The organism is Chondrinema litorale, from assembly GCF_026250525.1.
GTDB classification, from domain to species: Bacteria; Bacteroidota; Bacteroidia; order Cytophagales; family Flammeovirgaceae; genus Chondrinema; species Chondrinema litorale.
Genome location: NZ_CP111069.1, coordinates 1 through 19434 on the forward strand (window position 1 = coordinate 1; position 19434 = coordinate 19434).

34 protein-coding genes and 1 tRNA gene are annotated in these 19434 nt (G+C 33.6%); 32 read left to right on the top strand and 3 right to left on the bottom strand.

Annotation, left to right across the window (positions count from 1 at the left end; translation table 11 throughout):
- Positions 1-250 precede the first annotated feature (250 nt).
- The 16 genes from OQ292_RS40535 (at position 251) to OQ292_RS40610 (ending at position 7380) form a co-directional block, all read left to right on the top strand.
- A tRNA-OTHER gene (locus OQ292_RS40535) sits at positions 251-364 on the top strand.
- Between the two features lie 130 nt (positions 365-494).
- On the top strand, positions 495-1247 hold the full coding sequence (locus OQ292_RS40540; protein WP_284689936.1) for a hypothetical protein: 753 nt from the start codon (positions 495-497) through the stop codon (positions 1245-1247).
- 63 nt (positions 1248-1310) lie between these two features.
- Positions 1311-2453 (top strand): hypothetical protein, encoded by a 1143-nt coding sequence (locus tag OQ292_RS40545; RefSeq protein WP_284689937.1) that lies wholly within the window; start codon positions 1311-1313, stop codon positions 2451-2453.
- A gap of 42 nt (positions 2454-2495) precedes the next feature.
- Complete coding sequence (locus OQ292_RS40550; RefSeq protein ID WP_284689938.1) at positions 2496-3044, top strand: hypothetical protein; 549 nt, start codon at positions 2496-2498, stop codon at positions 3042-3044.
- 29 nt (positions 3045-3073) lie between these two features.
- Positions 3074-3652: a hypothetical protein gene (locus OQ292_RS40555; protein WP_284689939.1), complete on the top strand. Its 579-nt coding sequence runs from the start codon at positions 3074-3076 to the stop codon at positions 3650-3652.
- A gap of 1 nt (position 3653) precedes the next feature.
- Positions 3654-3998 carry a hypothetical protein gene (locus tag OQ292_RS40560; protein WP_284689940.1) on the top strand — a complete coding sequence of 115 codons (345 nt, stop codon included), beginning with the start codon at positions 3654-3656 and terminating at the stop codon, positions 3996-3998.
- Positions 3995-4360 carry a hypothetical protein gene (locus tag OQ292_RS40565; protein WP_284689941.1) on the top strand — a complete coding sequence of 122 codons (366 nt, stop codon included), beginning with the start codon at positions 3995-3997 and terminating at the stop codon, positions 4358-4360. Before OQ292_RS40560 ends, OQ292_RS40565 begins: the two co-directional genes overlap by 4 nt.
- A 3-nt stretch (positions 4361-4363) precedes the next feature.
- Positions 4364-4696, top strand: a complete 333-nt coding sequence (locus OQ292_RS40570; RefSeq protein ID WP_284689942.1) for a hypothetical protein — start codon at positions 4364-4366, stop codon at positions 4694-4696.
- Entirely contained in the window at positions 4693-4824 is a 132-nt protein-coding gene (locus tag OQ292_RS40575) for a hypothetical protein (protein WP_284689943.1), read from the top strand. Before OQ292_RS40570 ends, OQ292_RS40575 begins: the two co-directional genes overlap by 4 nt.
- A gap of 58 nt (positions 4825-4882) precedes the next feature.
- The gene (locus OQ292_RS40580) at positions 4883-5137 is read left to right on the top strand and encodes a hypothetical protein (protein ID WP_284689944.1); all 255 of its coding nucleotides are present in this window, start codon (positions 4883-4885) and stop codon (positions 5135-5137) included.
- A gap of 11 nt (positions 5138-5148) precedes the next feature.
- Positions 5149-5346: a hypothetical protein gene (locus OQ292_RS40585; protein WP_284689945.1), complete on the top strand. Its 198-nt coding sequence runs from the start codon at positions 5149-5151 to the stop codon at positions 5344-5346.
- A gap of 44 nt (positions 5347-5390) precedes the next feature.
- Complete coding sequence (locus OQ292_RS40590; protein WP_284689946.1) at positions 5391-5651, top strand: hypothetical protein; 261 nt, start codon at positions 5391-5393, stop codon at positions 5649-5651.
- Entirely contained in the window at positions 5648-5971 is a 324-nt protein-coding gene (locus tag OQ292_RS40595) for a hypothetical protein (RefSeq protein WP_284689947.1), read from the top strand. The genes OQ292_RS40590 and OQ292_RS40595 overlap by 4 nt, the downstream gene beginning before the upstream one ends.
- A 163-nt stretch (positions 5972-6134) precedes the next feature.
- Positions 6135-6323 (top strand): hypothetical protein, encoded by a 189-nt coding sequence (locus OQ292_RS40600; protein WP_284689948.1) that lies wholly within the window; start codon positions 6135-6137, stop codon positions 6321-6323.
- A 12-nt stretch (positions 6324-6335) separates the two neighbouring features.
- Entirely contained in the window at positions 6336-6560 is a 225-nt protein-coding gene (locus OQ292_RS40605; RefSeq protein ID WP_284689949.1) for a hypothetical protein, read from the top strand.
- A 262-nt stretch (positions 6561-6822) separates the two neighbouring features.
- The gene (locus tag OQ292_RS40610) at positions 6823-7380 is read left to right on the top strand and encodes a hypothetical protein (RefSeq protein ID WP_284689950.1); all 558 of its coding nucleotides are present in this window, start codon (positions 6823-6825) and stop codon (positions 7378-7380) included.
- A 24-nt stretch (positions 7381-7404) separates the two neighbouring features.
- Here the strand turns inward: OQ292_RS40610 and OQ292_RS40615 are convergent, their stop codons facing one another.
- Positions 7405-8007, bottom strand: a complete 603-nt coding sequence (locus OQ292_RS40615; protein ID WP_284689951.1) for a hypothetical protein — start codon at positions 8005-8007, stop codon at positions 7405-7407.
- A 277-nt stretch (positions 8008-8284) separates the two neighbouring features.
- Between OQ292_RS40615 and OQ292_RS40620 the strand changes: the two genes are divergently transcribed.
- The gene (locus tag OQ292_RS40620) at positions 8285-8473 is read left to right on the top strand and encodes a hypothetical protein (RefSeq protein ID WP_284689952.1); all 189 of its coding nucleotides are present in this window, start codon (positions 8285-8287) and stop codon (positions 8471-8473) included.
- A 36-nt stretch (positions 8474-8509) separates the two neighbouring features.
- Here OQ292_RS40620 and OQ292_RS40625 read toward each other — a convergent pair whose 3' ends face one another.
- A complete protein-coding gene (locus OQ292_RS40625; RefSeq protein ID WP_284689953.1) occupies positions 8510-9325 on the bottom strand; it encodes a hypothetical protein in 816 nt (271 codons plus the stop codon).
- A 62-nt stretch (positions 9326-9387) separates the two neighbouring features.
- Positions 9388-9681: a hypothetical protein gene (locus tag OQ292_RS40630; RefSeq protein WP_284689954.1), complete on the bottom strand. Its 294-nt coding sequence runs from the start codon at positions 9679-9681 to the stop codon at positions 9388-9390.
- A 96-nt stretch (positions 9682-9777) separates the two neighbouring features.
- Between OQ292_RS40630 and OQ292_RS40635 the strand changes: the two genes are divergently transcribed.
- From OQ292_RS40635 to OQ292_RS40705, 15 genes are all read left to right on the top strand, one after another.
- A complete protein-coding gene (locus tag OQ292_RS40635) occupies positions 9778-10116 on the top strand; it encodes an HNH endonuclease (RefSeq protein ID WP_284689955.1) in 339 nt (112 codons plus the stop codon).
- Between the two features lie 89 nt (positions 10117-10205).
- Positions 10206-10730, top strand: a complete 525-nt coding sequence (locus OQ292_RS40640; protein WP_284689956.1) for a phage terminase small subunit P27 family — start codon at positions 10206-10208, stop codon at positions 10728-10730.
- A complete protein-coding gene (locus tag OQ292_RS40645; RefSeq protein WP_284689957.1) occupies positions 10727-12442 on the top strand; it encodes a terminase large subunit in 1716 nt (571 codons plus the stop codon). The genes OQ292_RS40640 and OQ292_RS40645 overlap by 4 nt, the downstream gene beginning before the upstream one ends.
- 3 nt (positions 12443-12445) lie before the next feature.
- On the top strand, positions 12446-12670 hold the full coding sequence (locus OQ292_RS40650) for a hypothetical protein (protein ID WP_284689958.1): 225 nt from the start codon (positions 12446-12448) through the stop codon (positions 12668-12670).
- Positions 12671-12828: 158 nt separating this feature from the next.
- A complete protein-coding gene (locus tag OQ292_RS40655) occupies positions 12829-14214 on the top strand; it encodes a phage portal protein (protein ID WP_284689959.1) in 1386 nt (461 codons plus the stop codon).
- A 4-nt stretch (positions 14215-14218) separates the two neighbouring features.
- Complete coding sequence (locus tag OQ292_RS40660; RefSeq protein ID WP_284689960.1) at positions 14219-14926, top strand: hypothetical protein; 708 nt, start codon at positions 14219-14221, stop codon at positions 14924-14926.
- Between the two features lie 11 nt (positions 14927-14937).
- Positions 14938-16227: a phage major capsid protein gene (locus OQ292_RS40665; protein WP_284689961.1), complete on the top strand. Its 1290-nt coding sequence runs from the start codon at positions 14938-14940 to the stop codon at positions 16225-16227.
- 13 nt (positions 16228-16240) lie between these two features.
- Positions 16241-16426 carry a hypothetical protein gene (locus OQ292_RS40670; protein WP_284689962.1) on the top strand — a complete coding sequence of 62 codons (186 nt, stop codon included), beginning with the start codon at positions 16241-16243 and terminating at the stop codon, positions 16424-16426.
- A gap of 5 nt (positions 16427-16431) precedes the next feature.
- A complete protein-coding gene (locus tag OQ292_RS40675) occupies positions 16432-17007 on the top strand; it encodes a head-tail connector protein (RefSeq protein ID WP_284689963.1) in 576 nt (191 codons plus the stop codon).
- Entirely contained in the window at positions 17007-17357 is a 351-nt protein-coding gene (locus tag OQ292_RS40680) for a phage head closure protein (protein ID WP_284689964.1), read from the top strand. Before OQ292_RS40675 ends, OQ292_RS40680 begins: the two co-directional genes overlap by 1 nt.
- On the top strand, positions 17357-17857 hold the full coding sequence (locus tag OQ292_RS40685) for an HK97-gp10 family putative phage morphogenesis protein (RefSeq protein ID WP_284689965.1): 501 nt from the start codon (positions 17357-17359) through the stop codon (positions 17855-17857). The genes OQ292_RS40680 and OQ292_RS40685 overlap by 1 nt, the downstream gene beginning before the upstream one ends.
- A complete protein-coding gene (gene gp17, locus OQ292_RS40690) occupies positions 17854-18243 on the top strand; it encodes a tail completion protein gp17 (RefSeq protein ID WP_284689966.1) in 390 nt (129 codons plus the stop codon). The genes OQ292_RS40685 and gp17 overlap by 4 nt, the downstream gene beginning before the upstream one ends.
- A 30-nt stretch (positions 18244-18273) precedes the next feature.
- Positions 18274-18711, top strand: coding sequence for a hypothetical protein (locus tag OQ292_RS40695; protein ID WP_284689967.1), 438 nt, complete (start codon positions 18274-18276; stop codon positions 18709-18711).
- Between the two features lie 23 nt (positions 18712-18734).
- Positions 18735-19106: a hypothetical protein gene (locus OQ292_RS40700; RefSeq protein WP_284689968.1), complete on the top strand. Its 372-nt coding sequence runs from the start codon at positions 18735-18737 to the stop codon at positions 19104-19106.
- A 125-nt stretch (positions 19107-19231) separates the two neighbouring features.
- Positions 19232-19429: a hypothetical protein gene (locus OQ292_RS40705; RefSeq protein ID WP_284689969.1), complete on the top strand. Its 198-nt coding sequence runs from the start codon at positions 19232-19234 to the stop codon at positions 19427-19429.
- Positions 19430-19434 lie beyond the last annotated feature (5 nt).

Here is a 19434-nt window from a genome sequence, read left to right on the forward strand (position 1 = left end):
TAACATCAGTTATTTAAATATACCTTCGTAATACACACGCTATCAGCGTAATACAAACAAAAGAATGATTATTGTAGTAAAGATTTGCACAAGCAAATAATAGGAATAGTACAATTCCAAAGCCCAAATAGGTATTTTGTACTAAAGAAAGAACATTGTACACCCAAAGAAATTAATGTACATTATATTTGTATAATAATACAATTAAATATAATATTGTATAGTTAATCAATTGAATCCAATTAAAAAGACGGGTGTAGCTCAGTTGGTAGAGCAAAAGATTAAAATCAGTTTATAAATTATCTAAAAAAGGTCAATATAAACTTACTTCTTTATGTCGGAGGTTCGAATCCTTCCACCCGTCCATAAAAACCAGACAGAAGAACGAGGCTAAATGGCCTCAAAAAAACGGAGCTTAAAGTGTAATAAGCTGATCCTTAGTAAAGCTTTAAGCTCCACCTAGGTTAAAATCAATTTAAACTTTTTATAAAATCATGAATGATACAAGCTTAAAAATAATTGCAATTAAAACAGCAATAAAGCATGTCAAGAAAGGAGAATTTATACATGATGTAATAGACATTGCAAAAGATATTTACAATTTCATAAAGACAGAAAAGGGAGATTTAAAAGAAGTGGATATTCCTAATTTCATTCCCGGTGGGCTTACTCCCGGCGGTTTTGTTAGTAATGGCACTATTGACAAAGAAAAAATTTCATTTAAAAGCAATATCCCTAAAGAAATTCAAGAATTCAGAAAGACAAGATTAGAAGGTGAAAGGTTTAACCCTATCCAACATATAGAAGATCAAAAGTTTCATTACATAAGAAATTGTGTAAATGATTTCATAGACTTATTTAAGGACACTGGCATAACTAGCATATATTATGATAAAAAAAGAGGTGATTTTACAATTACTTATGCTCCACCTATAACAACTGAAATAATAAGTGAAGAAGATTTTACAAGATTTGTAATGGAAATTCAGACTGCAAGAGACATCAAAAAGCCAGTTAATTTAGCAGGCTTTGCCGCTGGATTAGCAAAACAAGGATTAACTTCTTCTAAAGAAGGCAAAGAAGCTATTGAAAGCACAGATAAAATAAAAGACATTACCTACGATCCTTCCAAACACAGACAGGATATCATAAATGCTTTGCATGCAGGTGTTAAAGAGATGAGCAATATTGCAAAGCTTATTAATAAGTCAATTGATGAGCTATGTAAATCAAAATTAAAAAAATAAACCCCGAACAGGTCGCTAAACAAGATTCGGGGAATTTTAAACCAATGATTAAATCATAGAGTTATGTCAAAATTAAAAAAAATCTTCAAGCAACAAAACAAAGAATCTCACTTAAAAAGAGCAAAAGAAAAGTTTACTGCAAAAACCTTTTATCAAAAGTATATCTCCTTGTTTAATATCTTGTTTGTATTTAGGTATTTACTTGCAGCATTTAGTGTTACTACAGGTGTTTATTTTCTATCCTATGTACTAGATTTTGTTCCTTTTGCTGTGGCTGTAGCAATATCAATTGCTTTATATGGTGGCCTTGAATTAATAAAGAATAATCTTACTAATAACACTTTTGAAGAATACTATACAAAAGGCTTTGACTGGGTATTAATCCCTACTCTAATCATATTTGTTTTTAGTGTTTATTCTTCTTTATCAGGAGTAAAAGAAATTCATTCTTCATTTGATAAAAGGGTAAGCTTTCTGGAAGATGAATACAAGATTACTTTAGATAGTATCAATGCAAAGTATGATACCTTAATAGCAGCCAAAAAAGAAGAAACTGAAAAATTCGTTTGGAAGGGAAGAATAAATATGTATGAAGAAGGAACTAGCCAGTCGGTACAAAGGATTAATACAGAGCTAAGTAATTTATCGCTAGAAAAGAATAACAGTCTAGGCGAGGCTAAAGTAAAGTTTGAAGAAATTATTTTTATAGCAAAACAAAATCATAGGTTTAAAAGTGACTTCTGGATATTTGTATCAATAGTAGTAGAACTGGGTATATTATCATGTTTATGGTTTTTAAATCATTTCGATTATAAAGTATCAGAAGAAGCAGAAAAAGCAAGCAAAGCGGGCGAGGTAGAAACCTATGAGATAGATAATTCAACATTTAATAAGTTATTCCAATTGGCGAGGTTTTATGATGGCAAAACACAAACTTTTATGCTTCCCTCAAACCAAGTTCAAACAGTACAGCAACCAGTTCAAACAAACAAACAAAGTTCGAACGTCCAACCTCAAAAAATAGGTTTTAGCACTGATAAACAGCGTTCGAACGTCCAAAAAACGGACTCAGGGTATTTAGAAAAGTACAAAACAGTAGTCCACTTTATACAAGAAGGATTAACAGAAAAGGAAATCTGTTCAACTGCAAACATAAAACGTTCAACCTTGTATAAAATCAAGGCTATACTCAGGAATCAATCATAATCAAAACTAAATAATTAATTCACTTTTAAACTTTTAAGAAAGATGCCTAAAACAAAAGAAATACTAGATAAGATTGAAAAAATATTAGAGCCAATAAAACAGTATGACCAATTCAAGTACTTATTTTCAGAAGACAAAGGCGAGGAAATATTAGTAAATCTAATCAGTGAAATTAAAAGCCTTAGATTTATGGTACTATCTACAGATATTAAAGATATCGCTTTCCCAAAAGAAAGACCTGTTAGAGACGGTTGGACTGGAAAAGCGGGTACTTTAGTAAAGGTAAGGCCTTGCGCAGATGAATACGGAGATAAAACATTTATTGGCTTTCTTATTGGCGAGGCTGCTTTATCTTCTGAACTAGAAATAAAAGAAGATGTAATCCAATTAAACCACTCACAGTACAATCCGGCTATACTGGTTCCAGAGATAAACAAAGTAATTTATGGCTGTGAATCATGGTGGGGTAAAATAAAATCAGTAGAAGAATTAGAGGAGATTACAGACAAAGATATAGACAATGTTTGGTATGTAAAACTTCTAAAAAAACAACTCGAAGATAAAGAGAAGGAAAAGGAAGAATCCAACTAAAACTCATTAATAACCAGCTATAATGTATAATGACTAAAGTCTATAAAAACGCAAATCCAAAGCCAGAGCGAACACCAAAAAAAGAGAGACTTACTAAAAGGCAGTTTCAACAGAAATACACTAAAACCCAATTAAAGGGCGCTAGTAGATTTCCAAAGATAAAAGGAGTAAGAAAGGGTAAGTTTAATTTCTACAAAACAACTGCATGGCTTTGGTTTGCTAGATACATTAAGTTAAAAGCTTGTAATAGTGATTATACAGTAAGGTGTTTTACTTCTAACCAGTTATTAGACATAAGATCAAAAAATTGTCATGCTGGCCACTGTTTTAAAGTAAGAGATGCCAACACAACAAACTATAGTGTAGCCTTTAATGAGCTTAATGTAAAACCTCAAAGCTTACAAGAAAACACTTTTAATGGAGGCTCTCAAGATAAGTTTATAGAAAGAATAATAGAAAAGTATGGATTTGAAGCTTACGACAATCTAAGAATAGAATCCAAAAAAGTAAAACTCCTTCCAGACTCAGAGGTAAAAAGAATAGCCAAAGAATACAGACTAAAAACCTACGAAATATTAAAAGAAAAGAACCTAAAAAAATGGTGGTAAGATGAAAGATGTAAAAGGAAAGCATTTATTATTTATTTCCAGAATCAAAAGAGATGGCAGCGGAACTACTGAAATTGATGAAGATCAAGTAAACGCTTTAAGAGATGAAAGTTTTTCTATGTCTCGATTAAGCATAAAACAAGATACTTGGATAGCTTCTGGTTTTAATAGCTATGTTGTAAAGCTTCCTAAAAAAGACTTTTTTGAAGAAGAGATTAGAGAACCAATTCAAGGAGTATTAATGTCATTAAAAGGAATGACTACAAATCAATGTGATGATATTACAGACGCAATCATTCAAGACTTAAGGTCAGCAGGTTTTGAAATAATAAAAGTAAAATCATGATACTAGGATTTAAACCACAGTTCCCGGAGCTAATATTAAAAGGAACTAAGATACACACCATAAGAGAAGATCCACACAACAGATGGAAGGAGGGAAATAAAATACATTTTGCTACAGGTGTAAGAACAAAGAATTACAATCAGTTTGGTGAAGGTATATGTACAGGAACTCAAAAGATTGTAATTAAATATCGAAAAACTATGGATTTGCCGGATATCTATATTGATGGTATGGATGTATGGGAGACTGGTATAACTACACTTGCCAGAAATGATGGATTTGAAAACTTTATGGACTTTATAAAATGGTTCAATAAAGACTTTGAAGGAAAAATAATACACTGGACTGATTTAAAATATTGAGCTATGCTATACCAAGTAATGAATCCAGAATTAAACGCTTATCATTTTGGTGGACCTAGAGCGCCAGAATGGTATGAAGAAAAAAAAGAATGGATACTAAACCCTAATTCAAGAATATACGGATATAAGCTTGTAAAAATGAAAAGGGTAAGATCAGGCTTTGAAATAAAGCTTAAGATATTTTACAAAGCTCAATGGTACTGGAAGCCACACATACAATTCAATAAATTTAATAGGTATTTCCACTGGTTATTTTTCATGTTATGGTTTGAATTCGAGTACAGAGATATCATAGATAAAATTGAAAAAGACCACTTAAAAGAAAGTCAGCAATGAAAGTATACATAGTACTTAAATACAGTACAATTAGAGAAGTCTTCTCTACTGAAGAAAAAGCAAAGAAATATATTTCTGAATACATACATCCAGAGGCATTTACAATTATTTCACTCCCTTTAAAATGAAAGACATAATTATATTACTAATAGCAGCAATAATACTTTGCTGCATAATTTAAATATCATGAAACCATCCACATTTAAAGAGCAAAACATAGTATTTGCTAAAGATCAAAAAGAGTACTTACCCTTACCAGCATACATAGAAAAATCTACTGAAGGATATGTAGTATCATGTTGGAAGCTTTCTTTTTGGGAAAGAGTAAAGCTTTTATTTACTGGTAGATTATGGGTTAATGTAATGTCATTCAATCATCCATTGCAACCAATGTTTTTTACTGTTCACAAGAAAGAACTTTTTAAAAACGAGAAACCATAAGTAAAAAAGCTATGAAAAAGATAATTGCTATAATGGATGATGGTATAAACCTTTGTAACGATGGTAAAACCTACAGAATACTATTTACTCTATTTGGATTATCTGTGTTATTCTGGAAAGGAATTGGGATTAGGTTTGAAATAAGGGTATTAAACTTATCAAAAAGAGATGTTTATTATTATTATGATCCACCAATAAAGCAAGGGTAATTTTTGAATACTAAAACCAACCAATTTTTTAAACTCACATTGTTATGAAAAAGTCAATAAAACTATTCTTTGATTTATCTATGAATGAACAGTTTAAAATATTAAACTTTGAATCAAGATTTATAAGAACATTAGAATATAAAGACGGTAGCTTCCAAAAACTACACTATTGGCGAGGTGAATTTATAGCAACTAGCTTTGTATACTCCCTAGAAGAAAGAATACCAAAACTAACAAACATCTTTTTACCATCTACAGACGAATTACACGAATTTATTAAGGATTTAGATATATCAGGATTATGAAATTTAAAAGAGGAGATAAAGTTTGGTGTTTTTATCATTGGACACCTGTATTTAATCCACCAATGTGCGGAAAAGTAATCTGTACCTTACCATTTAAGGTTAAGCATCATTTCAAAAAAGGAGAACATCACGCTTATTTGCTTTTAATGGAAAATTGGCTTTTAATTCCTTATCCTGAAGCATGCATGATGCATCTTGAAGAAGCAATAAACCAGCATGATAAGCAATGGAGTAAATGCCCAAGAGATGTAAGCCAATTAGATTCTTGGATGAAATTAAATCAACATCAAGTAGATAGAGTTAGATATTTACATAGTTAGTTTAACTAAATATGAAACCACTAAAAACCCTAATTAAAATATACCAGTACATTGTTTACTCTTTACTAGCACTAGCTCTAATACATGCCTTATATCAAGAGTACAATAAGCTTACTGAAGATGAAAAAGAATTTTATTATTACTACTATTTAATGTATGAATGATGGAAATAGTAAGACCTAAGAACGGTATCGAATTACTTTCTTTTTTAAAACAAGGCAAAAAATGTGAGGTTTTAAATAGCCATGCTTTTTTAGCTGCAAAATGCCTTGAAGATAATAATTGCGGGTTTTCATTTTCATTTAAAAAATCTAAATGGAATAATGGCTGGTCAGGATTTGAAAGTTTATAAAATCAATAAAAAATGAGCAAACTAGAAGATTTACCAAAACAAGAAGATACAGAGCATATAAAAAGTGATTACTCATTTAATGAGTTACACGAAATGCTTCAAAATGCTTGCAAAGGAAGGAATGCTTTAAATAGCGCTAATTACACCCAAATTCATGCTTTTCTATGCCTTTTTGAAGAAATAAAAGAATTAAAACAGGAGATTAAAAGACTTAAAGAGAATGGAGGAATCAAATAATTTCAAGAAAGAGCTAGTAGAAGCTTTAAAGGAATTAGGCTTTAAGAAATATATATCAAGATGATCTCAGAGAGGTGTATATAGATACAGATAAAATAAATAACCTAAAAGAAGCTATGATTTACATGTTTGAAGCAGGAATGCGATACAAAGTCAATCAAATTAGAAATGTCTTAAAGTAATCTAGCCTTAAAAATTGAACTTTTAAAAGACAGATTAAATACAAACCCTGCATTTATATTAAAAATCATTGTATTATATCATGAATTCAGAAATATCAAATATTTATCGAGCAATAGAAGCAAAAGCAAATAATGAAACCATTTCATTTACTAGGAGATATCCTAAGCTTAGACAAAAGGTCTTAAGGAGAGATAGTGAAATAGCAAAGAAAATTATCAAAGCTTGGGATATAGAAAGAGATCAAAACAAAGTATTTGAAATATTCCTAAATAAAAGAAACAATCTATCAGATTATAGATACTGGGAATTGCTAAGAAGTGTTTGGGTAATTTGTGGGAGTGTGGCGAGACAAGATATATTTAGACATCTATTCACAACAAACAGAAAGCATAAACATTACTTTTCTACTCCTGAAGAACATGAAAGATTTAAAAACCTTCCTGAGCAATTCGAGGTATGGAGAGGAACTAATACTGAAAATGATACTGCCTTTGCATGGTCATTAAGTAAAGAAGTAGCTGAATGGCATAAAGAAGCATATCAAAGAAAATTCCTTATCTCTAAAACAGTAAACAAAAGCCAATGCTTTGCTTTGATAGAAAGAAACAAGGAAGAAGAGATTTTAATTATTAATTAAAGCAGCAAGAGGCGAGGTTAGTAATTAAACCTTGCCCCATATTTTATTAACCTCTTTTATGGTTTTAAAGAGTTCCTCGAATTCAACTTGTGAAAATTGAAAACTGTTTTCTTTTCCTATCTGCAAATAAAATACAAGCTTATTCTCTGCTAATTTATCCGGTCTGTATTCACTACCTACTGTTAGTTGATCGATCTTATAAGTAGCTACCATGTTGTTTGATGCCTTCATAAAGGTTTTAGCACTATTGGCAAATACATACACTTTATTGATTCCGTTTACAAAATCATCGAATTTAGCCTTATCCATTAATACTATTCCATAATCATCATTAAAGCTATAATTACCAGCAACAGAGCTACCAAAGTAATTAGATAAAAAGCCAGCTCCTACGGCAAAGTTTTCTAGCACTGTTTTTCTATTAAATACTTCTATGGTAAATACATAAGAGGTATCACTTCCATTTACATCATAGTTTTTTAAGAAAGTAAAGGCAAGAGCTGCAGCTTCATTTTTAAAAAGTGGGTTATATTCCCTTTTAAGATTTATTAGTGTTTCGGAAATATGTTGAGAATAGGAGATAAGAGAAAAGAGTGAAATTAAAGCAGTAAGTATTATTTTCTTCATTGGTGTAAGTGTTTTTAGTATACCATAATTGTAGTAAATGCTACACAATATATCAAATTGTGTTACAATATATTTTTATGTATACAAAAAATTACTACATTAGTAACGCTAAAAAATCTACATAAGAAATTGTAATACCTATCTTCGCATAGAGGAAAGCGGTATTGCTCACCGTGAATATGTTGTAATGGCATATTCAAGCCTTATGTAGAGGCTTTAGCAGCGGGGAGGGCAGTACCGCTTTCTTATTGCCCAAATGCTAAAAATTCTACATAATATGGTTACACTAACAGAAAACATCCCTGAATTACAAGGTACTTTAAAAGAATTACTATTATGCTGGGCTAGTCAAGAAACTGACTTAGACATAGACGAACGGCAAAAGGTAGTAAACAATTACCGGCAAATAGAAAGTGTTTTAGAAGAGTACGGTACTTGGTTAGAGTACATCTCACCATTAATCTAATTGCAAAGAAAAAAGCCGGATTAATTCCGGCTTTTGCTATTTATCAAGTATGTTACCGTCCTTATCAATATAGATAGTATCCATGATGATATTGTATAAATCAAAATACATTTCATTAATTAGACTATCTTGAAATTGTATGTAATTGTACATAGTCTTCATCTTCTCCTCTAATTCGCTTACACGTGGATCGACAAAAACTTTTAAAGTAGTATCTGTTATACTGGGCTTCTCTGCTATTGGTTCAGTTTGCAATAAAGCTTCCATATCCCAATAAGCTGGCAATTCTCCTGAAGGTATCGCTTCAAATGCATTCAGTGTTACAAAGCCATCTCCACCCGTTGAGGTTAAAACAAATCTACATATTTGGGCTGTATCTACTGGGTAAGAGCTTATTTCATAAGTGAATTGCTGATTAAATCTTTCTGCTAAATTAATCTCTTTCCATTGTATAAGCTTTCCTCTTTTATAATAAGATATCTGAATAATCCTACTAAAATTGGTTCCATGCAGGGAATAATTATTGAAATAAAAAGCTATCTCTTTTAATCCTGGTTCTAATGGAATATTAAGCACAATACTGTCTTTACTCCATATTTGAGTAGCATTAAGTCCTACGCTGATAGGTTTAAACTTTTCTATAGGATCGGTATTAATAATACTATCGGGTGCAGTACTCATACCACGTGTTGAGCTTCCATACTCTACAAAAGGCAAAATAGATTGCCATTGCACATCGTAATAGTTTCTAACTTGGCCTTCAGGAATAGAGGCTAAGCGCATATCCTGACCAAAAGCAAAAGAAGATAGCAGTAGTAATAACACTACCAATTGAGTTTTAAATAAATTCATAAGAGTAATGAAGGTTAGAATAATTAAAAAGTTTATTGCCCGGTGTGCTGGGCTGGAATATTTCATTTCTTTAGAAAGAAGAATGTAAATATAAAGGCTGCAATAGTTATTATAAATCTTATCCATTCTCGCCACTGGTTATCTTGCACGGGCTTAGACTTATTTATTTCACTAAACACAGTTAATTTTGTTTTTAGCTCGATAATATCCTTTTCCATTGTCTGGTATTTATTATCAAACTTATCTTTCAATTCGTGTAAGTCTCTGTACATGAGCCTAATAACCTCATCTTGAGACATGTTTTTTAAATCGAACATCTTACTTTCGGGATTAAATTCTTTACTATCATTTGACATGTCGTAAATAAGCTTTGTATTTGTAATGTTGGATTTGTCAATTTTTTTCTTTTAAATTTATACAATAATACAGATTTTGTATAATAGTAACATTAAATGGCTAGGATAGTTAAGAAACCTAGATGGTGGGATAAGAAAGCAACCACTGGCAAACAGGAGGGAAGAAAGGAAAAGAGTAAGAACTATAACACTACTCAATGGAGAACAGTAAGAGATGCAGTCAAGGTAAGAGATAAGTATCTATGTCAGGAATGTTTACGCAATAACATTTATACACAAGTAGGCATCAAGCCAAATGATTATGCAGTCGATCATAAGAGGAGAGTAAGAGAAGGAGGAGATTTTTTTGATATGGATAACCTAGAGCTGTTATGTTCTACATGTCACAATTCTAAGAGTGGTAAAGAACGCTGGGAGGGGGATATAAAAGGTTGAAAACCAATCTTTTATAAACCGATTGTTAAGTCTCGCGTATGCTCCGTCACTGTTCAAACTGTAGGGGGAGGGGGTAAAACAACAAAATTATGGAATCAAAAGGCAATCCATTTGATAGAAAACCTAAGAGTTTAAAGGATTTACAAGGTACGACAAGAAAGGACCGCGAAGAAAAGAATGTGCCTATTATAGAAAAGCCAACAGAAACACCAAAGCCAGCTCCTTGGGTTTGCGCCACAGGGAAAAGAGTTTTCAGGCAGCTTATTGATAAGCTTATAGAAAAAGGAATTTTTACCGAGCTCGATTTAGAGTTTTTTAATGCTGGCTGCCATGAATATGGAACTTACATAGATATGCAAAAAGACCTGAAAAAAGAAGGTCGCACATTTATGGCAAAGGGCACTACTTCAACAGGTGAAATTTATAATAAAGGTTTATCAGCTAATCCGAAAATAAATATTGCTAATAAAGCCTTCGCTCAGGCAATGAGTAATTTTAAATTATTTGGTCTCAATCCTACAGACCGAAGTAAAATGCACATACCAAATCCAACTCCCAAAGAAAAAAAGAAGGATGGAATAATAGGATTCATCAACCAAAGGAAAAATAAATGAGGCTCTATAGTTACGGACATAACTATGCGCTTGATGTTGTTTCAGGAAAAATTAAGCAAACTAAAATTGTTCAGCTTGCATGTAAGAGATATTTAGATGACTTAGACAATGCATGGGAAAGGGGTTATTATTTTGATACAGAAAGAGCTTGGCATGCAATAGATTTTATCCAAAACTACCTAAAGCACTGGCAAGGAAAGTTTTCAGGCAAACCATTTATTTTAGAACCTTGGCAGCAATTTATTATCTGGAATATATTTGGCTGGGTTGATGAATACGGAAACAGGAGATTTCAAACAGCTTATGTAGAAGTTCCAAGAAAAAACGGTAAATCACCACTTGCAGCGGCAATTATTTTATACTTAGCCATAGCAGATGGCGAGGAAGGAGCAGAGGTTTACACAGCAGCAACAAAGAAAGATCAGGCTAAAATTACCTTCAATTATGCTAAGAATATGCTTAGAAAGTCTGAAGAACTTCTTCAGGTTTGTACTATTCTTACCAATAACATAAGCCTTCCAGAATTCAATAGTAAGATTGAACCTTTAGGCGCTGATGCTGATACAATGGACGGGTTAAGCGTTCACGGAGCTGCAATTGATGAGGTGCACGCTCACAAAACCTCTGAAGTAATTGACGTAGTTTCAACAGCTACAGGAACAAAGGACCAGCCACTTATTTTCGAAATCACCACAGCCGGAAAAGACACCCAAACCATATGTTATATTCACAGAGAGTATTCAATAAATGTATTAAAGGGTGTAGACGGCTTCCAAGATGACAACTGGTTTACTATTATTTTTGGTCTGGAAGAATTAAAAGCAGATTCTGAAATCTGGAAGAATCCAGAAGTTTGGGCAATGGCTAATCCAAACATGGATGTAAGCTTAAAAAGGAGCTACTTTGTAAAAGAATTTAAAAGGGCGCTTGTTACTCCTTCTTACCAGCCAGTTTTTAAACAACTTCACTTAGGTATATGGTCTAATGTAGGTACTACATGGATAGAAGATGAAGACTGGCAAAAATGCAGGGCAAAAGCTAATAATTTTGACCTTGATTTAATGGAGTTTTTGAAGGGTAAAACAGCTTTTGCAGGATTAGACCTTGCAAAAACAATGGATATAAACGCTTATACGCTGTTTTTTCCAGATTCAGAATGTGATATTTCCCATATTTCAGGCTGTATAATTACCTTCTTATTTTGTCCAGAAGATCAAGTAAAGAATAGATCCGAAAATAAATTAACTCCTTACAGTAAATGGGCTGAAGAAGGCCACTTAATAGAAACTCCCGGAAACGTAAGAGATGATGACTTTATAATAAACTTCATTCTCGATTTACATAAAAGGTTTGACATTCAATCTACTGCTTATGATCCTTGGGAAGCTACCAACATAGCAGCAAAGCTCCAAGAACAGGAAATAGAAATGAATGAGTTTAGGCAAGGCTTTAAGTCTATGAGCCAACCAACAAAGGAGTTTGAAAAAATGGTGATTTCTCAAAGATTGCAACATGATGGTAATCCAGTTATGCGCTGGATGATGTCTAATGTTATGATAGTCAGCGATCCAGCAGAAAACATTAAGATAGACAAGAAGAAATCTAAAAATAAAGTGGATGGGCCAGTAAGTGCAGTGATGGCACTTGGTGAGTATATGACATTTAACCCACCATTTAAAACAATTGAAGGAGATGTAATTATAAGTATTTAAGCTATGAACCTATCAAAAGTACCTACAACAGCTTTAAAAAAAGAGCTAGAAAAAAGATTGAAAAAAGAAGGTAACGAGCTTTATATAATGAAGCCTTTATTTCCTGATCCAATAGAAGATTACACTCAAAAGGGAGGAGGATTTTTTACAGTAGTATTGTATTTATTTGGCGTGGGTTGTTTTGCCTTGGCAGTGGTTTATTTTGTTTCTCATTTTGGCATAAAATAAAAAAGCCAGACTTACCAAGCCCAGCTTTTAATAATTCTTAAATCAATTTTTTAAACCCTATCTACTAGTAATAGAAAGCTTTAACTGTACAATAATACAAAATATTTGTTTTAATAATAAATAATATATTATTTTACAAACGAATTAACATAATATCTGTGAGTAAGCCAGCATTTTTTCAAGATTTATTCCACAAACTATTCTATAATCCCGGTTATAGAGCTGGTAGTTTTGACGCTGAACTAAGATCAGATTTAAAACATCCGCAGCAATGGCTTGTTGAAGCTATGAGAAACCAAAGCGGTGCGGGTGTAAGTGTTAATTTTAATAATGCCACTGCTATTCCAACAGCAAATAGATGTGTTGGTTTGTTAGCTAGTATTCCAGCTAAATTACCTGTAAGGCTTTGCTCAAAAACAGATAATGGTAAAGAAGTAAAAGAGGGTGATTTAAGAGACAAAATGTTGCATTACTCACCTAATGATTTTTTAACTCCTTCTACTTGTTTAGAAATACTTGAAACTACCAGAGTTTTAAGAGGGAATGCACTTGCTGGAATTATACGCAATAGTTCTGGCGTAGCTTATAGCTTAGAGGTTTTACCACGTGAGCACACCGAAATAAAAGTAAGTAAAGGCAAAGTTTTCTACCATCAAAAGCAAAATTTCTTAGGTGAAAAAGTAGACAAAGTTTGGAAGCATGAAGATGTTATAAATGTGACCAATTTTAGCTCTAATGGTATTGTAGGGCTTAGCAATATAGCACATCATAGGGCTACTTTAGGGCTGTCAATCGCTCAACAAACTAGTGCAGAGAAGTTTTTTAAAAATGGTGCGGTAACTGAAGGTTATTTAACATCACCTACTGGCTATCATTTTAAAGATGATGAACAGCTTGAGAACTTTAAAAAGGGATGGAAAAAACAAACCAGTGGCTTAGATAATCACCATAGCACACCTTTATTGCAGTATGGTTTTGAGTACAAGCCTATTACCATGCCGTTTAAAGATGCTCAGTTTTTAGAAAGCAGGGAGTTTTCAGGCGTAGATATTTGCCGGATTTTTAGCGTACCTCCTACAAAAGCTTTCTTTTTAAAGGATGCGCATTACAACAATGTTTCGCAGCTAAATACAGAATTCTATATTGATACTGTACTACTTACTCTTACCAAATACGAGCACGAATTCAATAAAAAGTTTCTTTTTGATAGCGAGCAGGGTAAAAGCTTCTTCAAGTTCAATGTAAAAGCTCTTTTGCGTGGTGATGTAGCTGCTCAATCAGATTACTATATGAAAATGGTTCAAAACGGCATCTACAACCGAAACGAAATAAGAAGCTTGGAAGATGATAACAACATAGATGGAGGTGAGATTTACACGGTGCAAATGCAAATGACAGAGCTAAAAAATACTGCCAATAACACAAGCAGCAAACAAGCTGAAGAAATTTCTAAAAAGCTAGAAAAAGACTTTATAACTATTGATGTCTTGCAAGAGCTAATCAATCTTAATAAAAATAAGCAGTTAAACGGCCATAAACATTAATGCTATGGATGAAGAATTTATACAGGGTGTATTAAGAGCAGTTGAAAGTGAAGAGGGTAAAAAGCAGTTTGTAATCTCTACTGCTACCAGAGATAGACACCGTACAGTGTTAAACATGGATAATTGGGGTTTAAAAAACTACAATAACAACCCAATTGTAGGCTACCAGCATGATGTTTACGGCAATGATTTATGCAAAAGTGCTGATCCTGACTATGTAATTGGTCATAGTAAAGTTTGGGTAGAAAACAAAGAACTGATTGCAGAACCAACTTTTGAAACTGCAGACATAAACCCATTGGCCGATAAGATCAGAAAAAAGGTAGAATTCGGCACATTAAGAACTACTTCAGTAGGATTTTTACCAATAGGAAAGGGGAGATATGGAGAAGGAGAAGAAGCGGAAGGCAAAAGCAGAGAAACTTACTATTACGAAGGCCAAGAGCTTTTAGAATGGAGCATTGTAAATATTCCAAGTAATCCAGATGCAGTAGGGAGAAGTATAAGAGAGCAAAGAGCTAAGGTATTAGTCAATGTAAAAAGGTATTTAGGCAAAAGTTACTCAGATATTGAAAACATGAGAGTAGCTGAAGTTTTAGACCTTATTGAAAATAGATTTTCAACCAACAAGCAAGAAGAAATTAAAGAAACATTTAAAGGCACTCCAAAAAGTAAGATGGTGCTCGAAATGCAATTGTTTGATATTAAATAAACCAGCCAGCTATGAAATTAAAAGAATTACTGAGGAAATTAGGACTTCTTCAGGCAAAAGCAAAGTCAATATTTGACGGAATGGAAGGCGAAACTCTTACAGAAGCAGAGCAAAAAGAGTGGGATTCTACCATGAAGGAAATTGAAGGACTTCAAAATACCATTAAAGCTTTAAAGAAAAATGAGGAGCTAGAAGCGGAAGCGGCAAGGTTTGCTCCTGCAATGGATTCTCCTTCAGCTTCTGAAATAGAAGAAAAAAAGAAAATCATCAAAAGATATTCTTTTTCAGATATCATTAAGAGTGGTGGCAATGTAAGTGAAGGTCTAGCTAAAGAAATGCACGAAGAAGCAAGGAAAGAAGCTAGAGCTAGTGGTATTATATTAGAGGGCGTTGGCGTTCCAGGATTCTTTATGAAAATAGGTAATCAAAGAGACCTAACAGTAGGCACAGAGGGAACCGATGTAGTACAAACTGATGTAATGCCTTCAATTATTCCAGCATTGGAGCCTAAATTGGTAGGTGAAACTTTAGGTGTGAATATCATGACTGGTTTGCAAGGTGATATTAAATATCCTAGAGATTCAAGTGTAATTGAAGGTACTTGGGAAGGTGAAACAGACGAAAACGCAGAGGAAACACCGACATTGAACAATGTAAGCTTAACTCCTAATAGATTAGGCTTAACAGTAGATGTTGCAAAACAAATGCTTTTCCAAAGCAAGCCAAACTCAGAAGCTTTTGTAAGAAGAAAGCTAGAAAGAGCTATTAAAATCAGTGTTGATAAAACAATGATTCAAGGTAATGGCGGGGCAATTACTGGTATTATTGGTACTGCTGGAATTGGCTCTGTAGTTGGTGGGACTGATGGAGCCGTGCCAACACACGCAAACATTGTAGCTTTAGAAACTGCTGTAGCTGTAGACAATGCTTTAATGGGTAATTTGCATTACTTAACTACTCCACAAATTAGAGGCTTACTAAAAACTACTAAAATAGATGCCGGTTCAGGTTTATTTATTTGGCCTAACAGTGGAAGTGAGTTGAACTCTTACAATGCATTAGCATCTACTCAAGTTCCAAGTACATTAACTAAAGGTAGTAGCTCGGGTATTTGTCACGCTATTATTTTTGGTGATTTCTCAAAAGTTATTATTGCAAACTGGGCAGGCATAGACTTGATTATTAATCCTTTCACCAAGTCTAAAAATGCTCTTGTTGAATTCACGGTAAACTCTTGGTGGGATATTGACATGGAGCATCCAGAGTCAATGGCTGCGATGTTAGATGCTTTATTGAGCTAATCTTTAGTAAGCTATGATAATTAAGATAAAAAAACGGCCTTTTGGCCTTGCTTGCTTTGTAGGTGATGAAATAGAAGTTACAAAAAAAGAAGGCGAAGAGGCTATTAGCAAAGGATACGCTGAAGAAGTAAAGGAATCTACTGTAAAAGTAGAAAAACCAGAGAAAAAAGTCGGGAAAACAAAGGCTGAAACAAGGTAAAACCAATGTACGCAGTAAGACCAAAAAGCATAAAAGTAAAAACAGCGCCAGACCAGCTTTATACAGCAGCTATTCAAAAAGAATTCAGTAGAATTTCAACTACTACAGAGGACGATTTGATTAACAGCTTTATACAATCTGCTACAAAAAAGGCTGAAAACTTTACTCAGATTGCTTTTTTAAATACTGTTTTTACTGCTTACTACGATTGTTTTCCATGTGCTTTCGAGTTGCCAAAAGGTAGAGTTTCTGCAATAGCTAGCATCAAGTATTACGATACTGATAATCAGCTTCAAACACTTTCTTCTGACTATTACGATTCAGATTTAAACAGCAAGCCAGCGATTATAAGAGAAGCCAAGGGCTATTCATGGCCTTCTGTTTATGATAGACTAAATGCGGTTGAAGTAGAATATACCGCCGGATTTGGTGTAGATACCGACAGCGTGCCAGTAGATGTTTTAACCGCTGTAAAACTTTTTGCAGGTACTTTTTACGATAGTGATCGAGTAGACAGAAGGGCAGGTAATAATAACCTGACAGCAGCAGAGCTAATTCTTACACCTTATATACAGTACTAATGGTAGATGCAGCAAAGCTTGATAGGCAGATAGTAATTGAGTCTGCCAGTAGTACGCAAGATGATTACGGGCAAAATACACCTCAAACATGGTCAACATTTGCCACTGTTTGGGCTGGTAAGAATAAGGATATCAGAACAAGAAATAAAGAAACCTTTCAGGCAAACCAACTGGTAGCAGAAAGGCAAGATTATTTCGAAATCAGGTACTTATCAGGTATAGACGAAGCTATGCGAATTGTAGATGAAAACAGTAAAATCTATGATATCATAAGCATAGAAGAACTTGGAAGGCGTGAAGCCATGCGGATTTTTGCTATTAATAAAGATAGAACACAAGAGGGTAACTAATGCCTAAAGACTTTCAAATAAAAGGACTTGAAAATGCTCAAAAGCTTTTAAAGGGGCTTGATGGCAAGTTTACTAAAAAAGTGATTGAAAATACTTTTAGGAAGTCAGCTCAACCACTTGTAAAAAAAGCAAAAGAGTTAGCGCCAAAAGGCCCAACAGGGAATTTAAAAAAGAGTATTGGAATCTTTGTTTCTAAAGGCAGTGAGAGAAAGAGAAATTTAAAAGCCGGGTTATGGGTTGGGCCACGTGTAAAAGGACAAAGCAAAGGTTATCATGCTCATTTGGTAGAATTTGGTACTGAAGATCGAACTCCAAAAAAAGGGAGGTTTTTAGTTTTCGAGTATAACGGGGTTTTAGTTTTTGCAAAACGTACTGAAGGCATGAAGCCTAATCCTTTTATGAGGCCAGCTTGGGAGCAAACAAAGGGACAAGTAGAAGCCGGAGTAATTGACAACATTGAGCAGGTTTTTTTAAGAGAAATAAAAAAGGCTAAAGGATGATAGACGGTGTAAGAGCGATATTAATAGGAGATGCCACTTTAACAGGTTTGGTATCAACTAAAATTTATCCGGTTAGTGCTCCTCAAAAAATCAATCCTCCTTTAATTGTACTCATCCGTAAAGATGCTGATCCAAACAAATGCAAGACAGAATCTGGCGGAGTAGGCAGGCTTGACGAAATAGATTTTACAGTACTTATTATGTCTTTATCATATGGAGAATGTGAGACTATTTCAGAAAGAATAAGATTCTTGCTTGATGGCTTTCAAGGTATATCAAACAGCAAAGATTTAGATATAGAATACGAAACAGAATTCGATTCATATTCAGAACAAGCAAAGCTATATGTAAAAAATGCAACATATACAGCTTGGTACAAAACATAAAGATTCTTTCAACCAACTAAGAAAAAAACCATGTCAAAGGTTAAAGGTAAATTAATTAAAATTTGGATTGATGACGATCCAGTTTCACAAGGTGGATCAGGAAACAAAACATTATTAGGCTGCCAAACAGATGGTAATGTGAGTTTAGAAACTTCTGAAATCGAAGCAGTTTGTAAGGATGATGGCAATTATTCTGATGCGCTACCAGATACAAACTCTGCCACTATTGATGTTTCAGCACTTGTAAATTATGAAGCTGATTTAAACTGGGCTGAAATATGCGCAATTTATGCAGCTCAGACTATTTGTGAGCTTACAGTTAGCACTGATGTAGTAGGAGAGCCAGAGGATGTTTATGTGGCATTTTTAACCAGTGCAGCAAAAGGATTTCCAGTGGAAGGCATTTCTCAGATTGATACATCTTGGAAAGTAAAAGGTGCTCCAACCTTTGGAACTGTATCAGCATAATTAACACAATCAATTAAATAGGTATGATAGTAGAATTAACTAGCAAAGGCAAAGTATATGTTTTTCATTTTAGCCTTGTTGCTCTTTCTAAAATTAAAGCAGATTACAACCTTCAAGATTTAGGGAAAAATTATCTTTCATTTGTGATTGATTATAGCTTTTCTGCATTACTAAGAGCTAGTAAGAAAAAGAAAAACAAACACTTACCAAGCGATTTCACTAAAGATGATTTTGAGGACTGGTTCGAAGAAGAAGAAGGAAACGAGGAAGCCGACAATGTTAAAGCCTTAACTGATGCTGTAAACAAAAGCTTACAGGATTTGGGAAAGAAGATGGCTCCGAAACAGAAAGAAGATCAGGAGCCGGAACCGGAGCCAGCCACAAAAACAGATTAAAAACTATTAGAGATTGGTTAGAGCAGTTAGAAATAACTGCTTTATCAGTATTAGGCTTAAAGCCTAAAGAATTCTGGAATCTTGATTATAGGGAGTTTTCTTTATTACTAAAAAACTATAATCATGTGCAAGATCAGGAATGGAGACGTACTGCTTGGGTAGTTTCAGTACTTATCAATAATCATAAGAATTGGAAAAAGCCAAATGTAACGATAGATACATTGCTAGGTAAAGACTCAGAATCAGATTATACCGACTGGGTAAGAAAGCAAATGTTAAAAGGTGATGACTGGAAGAAAAAGAATTATCAGCCGGAAGATTAAAACCT